Origin of the sequence: Curtobacterium sp. MCLR17_042, assembly GCF_003234695.1 — a bacterium.
GTDB classification, from domain to species: Bacteria; Actinomycetota; Actinomycetes; order Actinomycetales; family Microbacteriaceae; genus Curtobacterium; species Curtobacterium flaccumfaciens.
This window is the reverse complement of sequence record NZ_QKTD01000001.1, coordinates 396,077-408,542: the sequence shown is the minus strand read 5'-3', so window position 1 is coordinate 408,542 and position 12,466 is coordinate 396,077. Positions and strand designations below refer to the sequence as shown.

Below are 12,466 nucleotides of genomic sequence, written 5' to 3'. Positions count from 1 at the left end.
CAGCACTCGGTTTGCGCTCTGGCGGGGCGTGGTGCAAACTGTCGCCGCCGATCACCCGGCGACGACCTCTCGATACGAGAAATGGATGGGCATGGCCACCGATTACGACGCCCCCCGGAAGACCGACGACAACTCTGACTCAGAGTCGATCGAGGCCCTCAAGGAGCGCGTTCCCGACAAGATGTCGGGGGTCGTCGACGATGATTCCGACAACCCCGGCAGCTTCGAACTCGCCGGGCAGGACCTCAGCGACGTCGACCTCGACGTCGTGGTGCTGCCCCCGCAGGTCGATGAGTTCACCTGCGTCGAGTGCTTCCTCGTGAAGCACCGCTCCCAGCTCGACCACGAGTCGAAGCTCGGACCGGTCTGCGCGGAGTGCGCTTCGCTCTAGCGAGCACAGCCGCGTCGCTCTCGACGCAACGATCAGCGAAGGCCCCGCATCCTCCAGGGATGCGGGGCCTTCGTCGTGTGCTGCGAGGCGGGGCCGAGCCGCGCCTCCAGGCCGTGGGCCGTGGTCCGTCAGGACCGCAGCGCCTCGACGACCTTGCCCGGGTGCCGGACGCTGACCAGCCAGTAGGGCGTCGGGTCCGCGTCGTCGTGCACCTCGACCTTGACGACCCCGCGCACGTAGCCGCGGAAGAGTGTCCAGGCGCGGGCGTCGAGTGCCGGCCCGCGCTGCTCGGTGGCCGCTGCACCCTCGAACGCCTCGGTCGTGCCGACGAGCGTGCGGGGGAGGTGTGCCCTGCCCGCGCGGAACTCGGTGTCGGTGACCTCGATGGTGGGTGCGAGTGCCCACAGGAGGACCAGGACCCCGAGCTCCATCCCGATCGCCACGAGGACGCCGGCCAGGACGCTGATGGGGAGGAAGACGAGCAGGGTGGCGGGGATGACGAGCGCCGTCGCCAGGTAGAGGGCGGGCGGGGCCCAGAGTCGTTCGCGGTACAGGGTCACGGGTCCATTCGATCACGAGCGAGCGAGGTCACGGAACGGTCACGGCTGCACTACCCTCGTCACGTGACCGAACCAGTCGACGTCCTCTGGACCGGGGAGCACGCTCCCGGCCACGCCCACCCCGGCGACGCGGGTGCCGATCTCGTCTCCACCGAGGCCTTCGTGCTGCAGCCGGGGGAGCGACACCTGGCCGCCACGGGGCTGCGCATCGCACTGCCCGAGGGGTACGCCGCGTTCGTGGTCCCACGGAGCGGCCTGGCGGCGAAGCACGGCATCACGATCGTGAACAGCCCCGGCACCGTCGACTCCGGCTACCGCGGGGAGATCAAGGTCGCCCTGCTCAACACCGACCAGACGGAACCGTACGAGGTGCACGTCGGCGACCGCATCGCCCAGTTGATCGTGATGCCGGTGCCGCAGGTGACCTACACCCGGGTCGACGACCTGCCGGACAGCGTCCGCGGACAGGGCGGGTTCGGCTCGTCGGGCTACGGTGACCGGAGCGACGCCGTGACCGGTGCCGCCGCAGACGCTCAGGAAGGAACGCGCGCATGAAGTTCGGCCGACGCAAGCGGGACGAGGTCGAGGTGGCGGACGCCGTCGCCGACGACATCGAGGTCGCGGACACGTCCCCCGAGGTCGACATCGCGACGGATGCCGACGCGGACCTCGACGAGGTCGACGCGGTCGCCCCGACGGACAAGTCCGCTCCGGAGGACCGGGCCGAGAACGGCCCCCACGACGAGACCGAGGCGAACCTGGTCCGCCCCTACGTCGACCTGGGCGGGGTGAAGGTGCTCCCGCGCGAGGGCCTGCACCTGCGCCTCGAGGTCGAGGAGGGCTCGCAGCGCGTCGTCGCGGTCGGGCTCGACTACGACGAGTCCACTTTGCAGGTCCAGCCGTTCGCAGCACCGCGCTCAACCGGCCTCTGGCACGAGATCCGCGCGCAGATCGCCGAGCAGATCGAGCGCCAGGGCGGTGTCGTGACCGAGGTCGACGGCCCGTTCGGCCCCGAGCTCCGCGCGTCCGTCCCGGTCGCCGTGGACGGCGACGGCGGCACCGCCGGCTCCCGCCCGGCCCGTTTCGTCGGCGTCGACGGCCCGCGCTGGTTCCTGCGCGGCGTGATCGCCGGCAAGGCCGCCGAGCAGCCCGACGACGCGAGCGAGATCGAGGAGCTCTTCCGCAGCGTCGTCGTCGTGCGCGGCACGACGCCGATGCCGCCGCGCGACCTCATCCCGCTGCACATGCCCAAGTCGACGCAGACCGCGATCTGACCGACTGACGACCAACCCCGCCTGGAGGCCCGGTGCCGGACCACGACGACACCCCACGACCCGAGACGGCTGGCTCCGACCCCGCCGCACCGGCGGCTGAGTCATCGGTGACGCCGTCGTTCTCCGCGCAGTTCCGTGACGCCGTGCAGAACGCCGGGATCGCCCGCGTGGCACCCGGTGAGGCACCGTCCGGCCGGGCGCTCCTCGGCGCGGTCGGCGGGGTGCGTGGGCTCGCCGAGTCGGTGCTGCCCGGGTTCGCGTTCCTGGTCGTCTACGCGATCACGAAGGAGCTCGTGCCGAGCGTCGTGATCCCGGTGGCCGTCGGGCTGGTCTTCGTGGTGCTCCGGCTGCTGCAGCGGCAGTCGGTGACGATGTCGTTCGCGGGCATCCTCGGCGTCGCGGTCTCTGCCGGCCTGGCGCTCATCACCGGCCGAGCGGAGAGCAACTTCATCCCCGGGATCGTCATCAACGCGGTCTGGCTCGTCGGGCTGCTGATCACGCTGGCGATCCGCTGGCCGCTCATCGGACTCGTCGTCGGCTTCCTGCTGCCCGCGAACGAGGACGGCTCGCACGTCGACTGGCGCGCCGATCCGGTCAAGCGCCGCGTGCTGACGGTCGCCACCTGGATCTGGGTCGGGCTGTTCGCGGTCCGGCTCGCGGTGGAGGTCCCGCTGTACCTGACGGCGCAGGTCGAACTGCTCGCCGGGCTGAAGCTGATCCTCGGCGTGCCGCTGTACGCGGCGGTGCTCTGGGTGACGTGGCTGCTGGTCCGCACCGTGTTCGTCCGACGCGACGACGTCACCCCGGTGTAGAGTTCTCTCGACATCAAGATAGTTCTCGCAGGGCGCGCACGCGTCCTCGGGATTAGGTTTGCCTTGCTGGTGGGACGGTCCACGGCCCGCGAGGATGAGGGCAAACCGATCAGTAGGGAGGCGGCACGGTGGCTGCAGTCAATAGCTTCGGCTCGAAGGACACACTGTCGGTTGGGGGTGTCGACTACGCGATCCACCGGATCGACTCGGTTCCCGGGCACGAGAAGTTGCCCTACAGCCTGAAGGTGCTGCTCGAGAACCTCCTCCGCACCGAGGACGGCAAGAACGTCACCGAGGGACAGATCCGGGCGCTCGGCTCCTGGCGTCCCGACGCGGAACCCGACACCGAGATCCAGTTCTCGCCGGCACGCGTCGTCATGCAGGACTTCACGGGTGTGCCGTGCATCGTCGACCTCGCCACCATGCGCGAGGCCATGGCGGACATCGGCGGCGACCCGAACAAGATCAACCCGCTGTCCCCGGCCGAGATGGTCATCGACCACTCCGTCATCGCCGACCTGTTCGGCAGCACGGACGCCCTGCAGCGCAACACGGACCTGGAGTACGAGCGGAACGGTGAGCGCTACCAGTTCCTCCGCTGGGGCCAGACCGCGTTCGAGGACTTCAAGGTCGTCCCGCCGGGCACCGGCATCGTCCACCAGGTGAACATCGAGTACCTGGCGAAGGTCACCTACACGCGTGACTTCGACGGCGAGACCTACGCGTACCCGGACACCCTGGTCGGCACCGACTCGCACACCACGATGGTGAACGGCCTCGGCGTGCTCGGCTGGGGCGTCGGCGGCATCGAGGCCGAGGCCGCGATGCTCGGCCAGCCCGTGTCGATGCTCATCCCGAAGGTCGTCGGCTTCAAGCTCTCAGGTGAGATCCCGGCCGGCGTGACCGCGACCGACGTGGTGCTCACCATCACGCAGGAGCTCCGCAAGCACGGCGTCGTCGGCAAGTTCGTCGAGTTCTACGGCGAGGGCGTCGGCGCCGTCCCGCTCGCCAACCGCGCCACCATCGGCAACATGTCGCCCGAGTTCGGTTCGACGGCGGCGATCTTCCCGGTCGACGACGTCACGCTGGACTACCTGCGGCTGACCGGTCGCGACGAGGCACAGATCGCCCTGGTCGAGGCGTACTCCAAGGCCCAGGGCCTGTGGCACGACGCCTCGGTCGAGCCGAACTACTCCGAGTACATGGAGCTCGACCTCTCCACCGTCGTGCCCTCCATCTCGGGCCCGAAGCGTCCGCAGGACCGCATCGAGCTGACGAACGCGAAGAACCAGTTCGAGCTCGACCTGAACAACTACACGACGCCGTCCGAGCAGACCGACCTCGACGACGCGGTCGAGGAGACGTTCCCGGCCTCCGACCCGATCGCCGCCGGTTCGACGAACGAGGACACGGCGCTGCACGAGCACGTGCACGTGTCGAGCGCACCGTCGACCGCCTCGGCGCCGACGAAGGTCGCCATGGACGGGGCCGACCCGTTCACGATCGACCACGGTGCCGTCGCGATCGCTGCGATCACCTCGTGCACGAACACGTCGAACCCGTCGGTCATGATGGCCGCCGGCATCCTCGCCCGGAACGCCGCGAAGAAGGGCCTCACCGCGAAGCCCTGGGTGAAGACCACCCTCGCGCCCGGGTCGAAGGTCGTCACCGACTACTACGAGAAGGCCGGTCTCACCACCTACCTCGAGCAGCTCGGCTTCTACACGGTCGGCTACGGCTGCACCACCTGCATCGGCAACTCGGGCCCGCTGCCCGAGGAGATCTCGCAGGCCGTGCAGGACAACGACCTCGCCGTCACCGCGGTGCTCTCGGGCAACCGCAACTTCGAGGGCCGGATCAACCCCGACGTCAAGATGAACTACCTGGCGTCCCCGCCGCTGGTCATCGCCTACGCCCTCGCCGGGTCGATGCACTTCGACTTCGACAAGGACGCCCTCGGTACCGACCAGGACGGCAACGACGTCTACCTGACCGACATCTGGCCCGACGCGGCCGAGGTGCAGCAGGTCATCGACGAGTCGATCGACACCGAGATGTTCACCCACGAGTACGGCTCCGTGTTCGAGGGCGACGACCGCTGGAAGAACCTGCCGACGCCGACGGGTGACACCTTCGAGTGGGACCAGGAGTCGACCTACGTCCGGAAGCCCCCGTACTTCGAGGGCATGACGATGCAGCCCGACGCGGTGTCGGACATCTCCGGCGCCCGGGTGCTCGCGAAGCTCGGCGACTCGGTCACGACCGACCACATCTCGCCGGCCGGTTCGATCAAGGCCGACAGCCCCGCCGGCCAGTACCTCGCCGAGCACGGCGTCGACCGCAAGGACTTCAACTCCTACGGCTCGCGTCGCGGCAACCACGAGGTCATGATCCGCGGCACGTTCGCGAACATCCGTCTGCGCAACCAGCTGCTCGACGGCGTGGAGGGCGGGTACACCCGCGACTTCACGACGCCGGACGGTGCGCAGTCGTTCATCTACGACGCCTCGCAGCACTACCAGGAGCAGGGCACCCCGCTCGTCATCTTCGGCGGCAAGGAGTACGGCTCCGGCTCGTCCCGCGACTGGGCGGCCAAGGGCACGAACCTGCTCGGTGTCCGTGCGGTCATCACCGAGAGCTTCGAGCGGATCCACCGCTCGAACCTCATCGGCATGGGCGTCGTCCCGCTGCAGTTCCCGGCGGGCGAGACCGTCGAGTCCCTCGGGCTCGACGGCACCGAGGTCGTCTCGATCTCCGGGCTGACCGAGCTGAACGAGGGCCGCACCCCGAAGACGGTGCACGTCACCGCGACGCCGAGCGAGCACTCGCCGGCCGGCAAGCAGCCGATCGAGTTCGACGCGGTCGTCCGCATCGACACCCCCGGCGAGGCCGACTACTACCGCAACGGCGGCATCCTGCAGTACGTGCTCCGCTCGCTCGTCTGACGCGACCCGGATACTGCCTGGAGGCGCGGTGCCAGCTGGCACCGCGCCTCCAGTCCGTTCTGTCCCCACGCGCATAGAGTGGGCCGACAGCCCCACGAAAGGAGCGCCCGTGAGCCTGCTCGCCAGCATCACGTCGCCGCGCGACCTGAAGCGTCTCTCCGACGCGCAGATGACCGACCTCGCCGCCGAGATCCGGCGCTTCCTGGTCGCCGAGGTCGCGAAGACCGGTGGGCACCTCGGGCCGAACCTGGGCGTCGTGGAGCTGACGCTCGCGATGCACCGCGTGTTCGACTCGCCGAACGACCCGTTCGTCTTCGACACCGGGCACCAGTCGTACGTGCACAAGCTCGTCACCGGGCGCCAGGACTTCTCGAAGCTGCGCGAACGCGGCGGCATCGCCGGCTACCCGCAGCGGAGCGAGTCCGAGCACGACATCGTCGAGTCCTCGCACGCGTCGTCCTCGCTGTCGTGGGCCGACGGCATCTCCCGCGCGTTCGGGCAGACCGGGCAGACCGACCGCACCGTCGTCGCGGTGGTGGGGGACGGCGCCCTCACCGGCGGCATGACGTGGGAGGCGCTCAACAACATCTCCGACGACAACGACCGGCGACTGGTCATCGTCGTCAACGACAACGGCCGCTCCTACGCCCCGACGATCGGTGGCATGGCACGGTTCCTGAGCTCCGTGCGCACCCGCCGCGAGTACCGAGCCCTGTACGAGGGCACGCAGGCCGTGGCGGCGCGGTTCGGCGCTCCGGGTCGTGCCGTGTACCGAGGCATGCGCGGGGGCCTGCACGGCTTCCTGTCGCGGCTGACGAACAACGAGGCGCTGTACTCGAACCTCGACATCAAGTACATCGGCCCGGTGAACGGCCACGACCAACAGGCGATGGAGGCAGCACTCCGGCAGGCCAAGGAGTACGGCGCTCCCGTGATCGTGCACGCGATCACCGAGAAGGGCCACGGCTTCGAGCCCGCCCTGCGCGACCAGGCCGACCAGTTCCACGCCGTCGGGCACATCGACCCGGAGACGGGGGAGTCGCTCGACGCCGCATCGGGTCCGTCGTGGACCTCGGTGTTCGCGTCCTCCCTGGCCGAAGCCGGTGCCTCGGATCCCCGGATCGTCGCGATCACGGCGGCGATGCTCCGACCGACCGGGCTCCACCTGTTCCAGGAGCAGCACCCCGACCGGGTCTACGACGTCGGCATCGCCGAGCAGCACGCCGTGACGACCGCCGCGGGCCTGGCCTACGGGGGACTCCACCCCGTGGTGGCGCTCTACGCGACGTTCCTGAACCGCGCGTTCGACCAGGTGCTGATGGACGTCGCCCTGCACAAGGCCGGCGTGACGTTCGTGCTCGACCGTGCCGGGATCACCGGCCCGGACGGCCCCTCCCACCACGGCATGTGGGACCTCGCGCTGCTGCAGGTGGTGCCAGGGATCCGGATCGCCGCACCCCGCGATGCTGCGACCCTGCGCGAGGAGTTCCGCGAGGCGATCGCCGTCGACGACGCCCCCACCGTGCTGCGGTGGTCGAAGGGGCAGGTCGGACCGGACATCCCCGCGGTCCGTCGTCTCCCCGATGGTGTGGACGTCCTGCACGCCGCCGCGGACGACGTCGAGGACGTGCTCTTCGTCGCCGTCGGGTCGATGGTGCCGGTGGCACTCGAGGCCGCGGCGCTGCTCGAGGCGCAGGGCATCGGCGTCACCGTCGTGGACCCGCGCTGGGTGGTGCCGATCCCGACGTCGCTGATCGAGCTGTCGCGGACGCACCGACTCGTGATCACCATCGAGGACGGCGTGCGCGTCGGCGGCGTCGGGACCCGCCTGCGGCAGGACCTCCGTGCCGCCGGGGTCGACACCGGGGTCAACGAGCTCGGGCTGCCCGACGCGTTCATCGACCACGCGACCCGGTCGCAGATCCTCGCCGACGCGGGGCTGACGGCGCAGGCCATCGCCCGCGACGTCATCGATCAGGTCGTCGGGACGAAGTTGCCGCAGGCGAAGCCCGCGCGGTCCCGCGAGTCGGCGGCGTCCGACCGCTGACGCCTGACGGCCGACCGCTCGGAACCAGGTTCCGGACACGGCACCACGTTCCTCCGCGGTGCTGTGTCCGGAACCTGGTTCGGTGGGAGGCCGCCTTGCCGCCGTGCTGCCATGCCGCGAGGGGCATGTGCCACGGGGACGTCTGGCAGGATCGCCACATGCGACGGGGGCTCAGGACGATGACGGTGGGGCTCTGCCTCGGCGTGTTGGCGCTGACTTCGGGGTGTTCGGCGATGAACGACGGTTCGGTCGCGCCGGAGCTCGGTGCTGATGCCCGGGTCGGTGCCAGACAGACGATGCACCGCGTGATCGACTGGGATGGCGGGGAAGCGGTCCACCGGGTCGATGCCACCTGGACCGACTCCTGCGGGCACGCGAGCAACTCCGGCTTCCTCCAGCCCGCTGCAGGAACCACGTGCCGGCTCGACGCCGGAGCGGTCTACACGATCGACGGTGCGACCACACCGGTCGACGCGGTGCGCATCGTCGGCCCAGCGCTTCGTGCGGGCGGCCTGACCGACGAGGACCTCGTGGCGCAGGCGATCCGGCCGGACGGATCGACACCGTCCTTGGTCGACGTCGGTGGGCGGCAGCCGATCGCACTCGGCAGCGATGTCGGCCAGGACCGGTTCGCCGTCGTCCGGGTCCGGGGTTGGGACCAGTCACTCGGACTGTGGCAACCGGACGGATCGTCCGTCGTGCAGTCCGCGCCGGGACTCGGCGTCGACCGACGAGACGATGCCGTGCGGGCGAGCGGGGCGGACTACGTGCTCGTCGTGACGCACAGCGGTGCCTACTTCACGTCGTACGACAACGAGCCGCCCGATCCGCCGGCGCCGCGGCCGTCGGTGCCACCGTGCTTCAGCGGCAGCAACGACTGCGTGGGCGGCTGACGTCCGGGCTGCTGACGATGGCGGCGGTTCGCGATCGTCCGGCACAACCGGAGTCACCCCGAACCACGGCGATCCGCGGTTCGGGGTGACTCTGGTTGTGCGGCGGTGCGGCCTTCGAGACCGAGTCGGCTCTAGCGGGAGGCGGGGCCGACGATCCGGGGCTCGTGGAAGGTGCCGCCGAAGACCCGCTCGGACGCTCCGGAACGGTCGAGGTACGGGCTGATCCCACCGGCCTGGAACGGGTAGCCCGCACCGAGGATGAGCCCGAGGTCGATCTCCTGGACGTGCTCGACGACCCGGTCCTCGAGCATGCGGTGCAGCTCGTCGGCCAGGGCGTCCTCGAACCGGCGCTGCATCTCGGCGGCGTCGACGGGCTTCGCATCCTTCTTGGACGGCGCGACGAGCTTCACGGCGGCGGGGTCGTACCCGGTCGCGTTGCCCTTCTTGTCGCGGGTCAGGATCGTCCCGTGCTCGGCGATCTTCTTCAGCCCGTCACCGGGGTAGAAGCGCTCCGGCCAGGCCGCGTGGTGCGAATCGAGCACGTGCGCGCCGACCGGCAGCCCGACGAGCTCGAGCAGCTCGAACGGTGACATCGGCAGGCCGAGTGGTGCGGCACCCTGGGCGACGGTGTCGAACGAGGTGCCCTCTTCCACGCCGCGCATCGCCTCGCCGAGCACCCGCGCGAGCACCCGGTTGACGACGAAGCCCGGCTGGTCCGCGGTGATGATCGCGGTCTTCTTCAGGGTCTTCGCGACGGCGAGGGCCGTGACGAGGGCCTCGTCCGAGGTCTTCGCGGCACGCACCACTTCGAGCAGCGGCATGACCGCGACCGGGTTGAAGAAGTGGAAGCCGACGAGCCGCTCCGGGTTGGTGAGGACCGACGCCATCTCGTCGACGGAGAGCGACGACGTGTTCGTGGCGAGGATGGCGTCCGGTGCGATGACCTGCTCGATCTTCCGGAGGACCTCCTGCTTGACGGTCATCTCCTCGAAGACGGCCTCGATCACCCAGTCGGCGTCGGCGAAGGCGTCGTAGGACACCGAGCCGCTGACGAGTGCGGTGATGCGGTTCGCGTCGTCGGGGGAGATCCGGCCCTTGTCGAGCAGCTTCGCGACCTCGCCGCGGATCCGCTCGACGCCGGCGTCCACACGGGACTGGTCGACGTCGGTGATGACGACGGGGACGCCCAGGCGTCGGGCGAACAGCAGCGCGAACTGCGACGCCATCAGCCCGGCGCCGAGGACACCGACCTTCGTGATCTTCTTCGCTTCGACGCCCTCGGGAGCGCCGACGGGCTTCTTCGCACGCTTCTGCACGAGGTCGAAGGCGTACATCGACGCGGCGAACTGGTCGCCCGAGATGAGGTCGGCGAGGGCCTCGTCCTCGTCGGCGAACCGCTCGTCGAGCGAACCCGACTTGGCGGCGGCGACGAGGTCGAGCGCCCGGAACGGCGACTTCGGCACGGTGCCGATCTTCGACGCGACCTGTCCGCGGGCGACCTTGACGACGGTGCCCCATGCGGCCTTCTCGAGCATGCCCGGCTCGTTCTTCCGCACCACCTTGGTCGTTCCGGTGATCACGCCGTCCGCCCAGGCCACGGCCGAGGGCAGGAACGTGACGGACGGGACGAGCACGTCGCCGATGCCGATCTCGACCGCGGCCGGGCCGTCCATCAGACGGTTGTTCTTGAGCGGGTTCTCGACGATGACGCGGAGCGCGCGCTCCGGACCGATCAGGCGGGGGAGCAGCGTCGCGCCGCCCCAGCCGGGGATGATGCCGAGGAACACCTCGGGCAGGCCGATGCCCTGCGCCGCGGACGAGAACGCCCGGTAGGTGCAGTGCAGGGCGATCTCGAGCCCACCACCGAGCGCCAGGGTGTTCACGAACGCGAACGACGGCACCCCGAGGTCGGCGAACTTGCGGAGCGTGGCGTGCCCGAGTGCGGCCAGGTCGTGGGCGGCCTCGCGCGACGGGACTGCGGCTGCCTGGGACAGGTCGGCCCCGGCCGCGAAGCAGTACTCCTTGCCGGTGATGGCGACGCCCTGGATCGTGCCGGCGGCGGCCTCGGTCTTCAGGGTGTCGAGCACACCGGACAGCTCACGGAGCGTGCGGGGCCCGAGGGTGTTCGGCCGCTTGTAGTCCTTGCCGTTGTCGAGCGTGATGAGCGCCAGCGTGCCACCCGAGGGCATCGTGACGTGCTTGACGAACGAGTGCGTGACGACCTCGTCCTCGCTGAGTTCGGCCAGTCGGTCGTTGTCGACGATGGTCATGGTCACGCCCCCTTCCGAGCCGAACGCTCGGCCGACTTGCTGTGGTTCGGGTTCTCCCAGATGACGGTGCCGCCCTGGCCGAGCCCGATGCACATCGTGGTGATGCCGTACTTGACGTCCGGTCGCTCGGCGAACTGTGCGGCGAGCTGGTTCATCAGCCGGACACCACTCGACGCGAGCGGGTGGCCGACGGCGATCGCGCCGCCCCAGGCGTTCACGTTCGGGGAGTCCTGGGCGATGCCGTAGTTGTCGAGGAACGCGAGCACCTGGACGGCGAACGCCTCGTTGATCTCGAACAGGCCGATGTCGTCGATCGACAGGCCGGCCTTCGACAGGGCCTTGTCGGTCGCGGGGACCGGGCCGACGCCCATGACCTCTGGTTCGACGCCGGCGAAGGCGAACGAGACCATGCGCATCTTCGTCGACAGTCCGTGCTGCTTCGCGCCGTCCTCGGACGCGAGCAGGCTCATGGTGGCACCGTCGTTGAGACCCGCGGCGTTGCCGGCGGTGACCCGTCCGTGGGGCCGGAACGGCGTCTTCAACGCGGCAAGAGCCTCCAGGGTGGTCCCCGGTCGCGGCGGCTCGTCGGTGCTGACGACGTCCCAGCCGTCGCCCTTGTTGACCTCGACCGGGATGACGTCCGGTTGGAGCTTGCCGTTCGCCCAGGCAGCGGCGTAGCGCTGCTGGGACTGGACGGCGTAGGCGTCCGTGCGGTCCTTCGTGATCGCGGGGAAGCGGTCGTGCAGGCGCTCGGCGGTGGCGCCCATGACGAGGGCGTCGCTCGAGACCATGCGCTCCGCGACGAAGCGCGGGTTGGGGTCGGCGTTGAAGCCCATCGGGTGCCGGCCCATGTGCTCGACACCACCGGCGATCGCGATGTCGGCGGCGCCGAAGGCGATGGCGCCGGCGAGCGTCGTGACGCTCGTCATGGCACCGGCGCACATGCGGTCGATCGCGTAGCCGGGCACCGACTTCGGCAGACCCGCGAGCATGCCGACGGTGCGCCCGAGCGTCAGCCCCTGGTCACCCTGCTGCGTGGTGGCCGCGACGGCGACGTCGTCCACCGCTGCGGTGTCGAAGGCGTTCCGGTCGAGCAGTCCGCGCATCGCGTGCACCGCGAGGTCGTCGGACCGGGTCTTCCAGAACACCCCCTTCTCGCCGGCTCGTCCGAACGGTGTGCGAACGCCGTCCACGAACACGACGTCTGATGCCTTTGGCAATCCGGGCCTCCCAGATCCTCATCGATCGGGCCGGAACGCAGGTCGCTCCGGCCT

Annotated in this window: 10 protein-coding genes; 7 read left to right on the top strand and 3 right to left on the bottom strand. The window is 69.9% G+C overall.

Annotated elements, in window-relative coordinates; genetic code table 11:
* Positions 1 to 91: 91 nt before the first annotated feature.
* The gene (locus DEJ02_RS02035) at positions 92 to 391 is read left to right on the top strand and encodes a DUF4193 domain-containing protein (protein ID WP_017886098.1); all 300 of its coding nucleotides are present in this window, start codon (positions 92 to 94) and stop codon (positions 389 to 391) included.
* Positions 392 to 519: 128 nt separating this feature from the next.
* On the opposite strand, the gene DEJ02_RS02030 is transcribed toward DEJ02_RS02035, so the two are convergent.
* On the bottom strand, positions 520 to 951 hold the full coding sequence (locus DEJ02_RS02030; RefSeq protein ID WP_111031823.1) for a DUF3093 domain-containing protein: 432 nt from the start codon (positions 949 to 951) through the stop codon (positions 520 to 522).
* A 63-nt stretch (positions 952 to 1,014) separates the two neighbouring features.
* On the opposite strand from DEJ02_RS02030, the gene dut reads away from it, so the two are divergent.
* From dut to DEJ02_RS02000, 6 genes are all read left to right on the top strand, one after another.
* Entirely contained in the window at positions 1,015 to 1,506 is a 492-nt protein-coding gene (gene dut, locus DEJ02_RS02025; protein ID WP_071403948.1) for a dUTP diphosphatase, read from the top strand.
* A complete protein-coding gene (locus DEJ02_RS02020; RefSeq protein WP_027465470.1) occupies positions 1,503 to 2,225 on the top strand; it encodes a DUF3710 domain-containing protein in 723 nt (240 codons plus the stop codon). Before dut ends, DEJ02_RS02020 begins: the two co-directional genes overlap by 4 nt.
* A gap of 32 nt (positions 2,226 to 2,257) precedes the next feature.
* Positions 2,258 to 3,037: a DUF3159 domain-containing protein gene (locus tag DEJ02_RS02015; RefSeq protein WP_111031822.1), complete on the top strand. Its 780-nt coding sequence runs from the start codon at positions 2,258 to 2,260 to the stop codon at positions 3,035 to 3,037.
* A gap of 128 nt (positions 3,038 to 3,165) precedes the next feature.
* Complete coding sequence (acnA, locus tag DEJ02_RS02010; protein WP_111031821.1) at positions 3,166 to 5,982, top strand: aconitate hydratase AcnA; 2,817 nt, start codon at positions 3,166 to 3,168, stop codon at positions 5,980 to 5,982.
* A gap of 109 nt (positions 5,983 to 6,091) precedes the next feature.
* Positions 6,092 to 8,029, top strand: a complete 1,938-nt coding sequence (gene dxs / locus DEJ02_RS02005) for a 1-deoxy-D-xylulose-5-phosphate synthase (RefSeq protein WP_111031820.1) — start codon at positions 6,092 to 6,094, stop codon at positions 8,027 to 8,029.
* A gap of 305 nt (positions 8,030 to 8,334) precedes the next feature.
* Positions 8,335 to 8,922 carry a hypothetical protein gene (locus tag DEJ02_RS02000; RefSeq protein ID WP_146249203.1) on the top strand — a complete coding sequence of 196 codons (588 nt, stop codon included), beginning with the start codon at positions 8,335 to 8,337 and terminating at the stop codon, positions 8,920 to 8,922.
* A 131-nt stretch (positions 8,923 to 9,053) separates the two neighbouring features.
* On the opposite strand, the gene DEJ02_RS01995 is transcribed toward DEJ02_RS02000, so the two are convergent.
* The gene (locus DEJ02_RS01995; RefSeq protein ID WP_111031818.1) at positions 9,054 to 11,192 is read right to left on the bottom strand and encodes a 3-hydroxyacyl-CoA dehydrogenase NAD-binding domain-containing protein; all 2,139 of its coding nucleotides are present in this window, start codon (positions 11,190 to 11,192) and stop codon (positions 9,054 to 9,056) included.
* 2 nt (positions 11,193 to 11,194) lie between these two features.
* Positions 11,195 to 12,412, bottom strand: a complete 1,218-nt coding sequence (locus tag DEJ02_RS01990) for a thiolase family protein (protein ID WP_027465475.1) — start codon at positions 12,410 to 12,412, stop codon at positions 11,195 to 11,197.
* Positions 12,413 to 12,466: the final 54 nt, after the last annotated feature.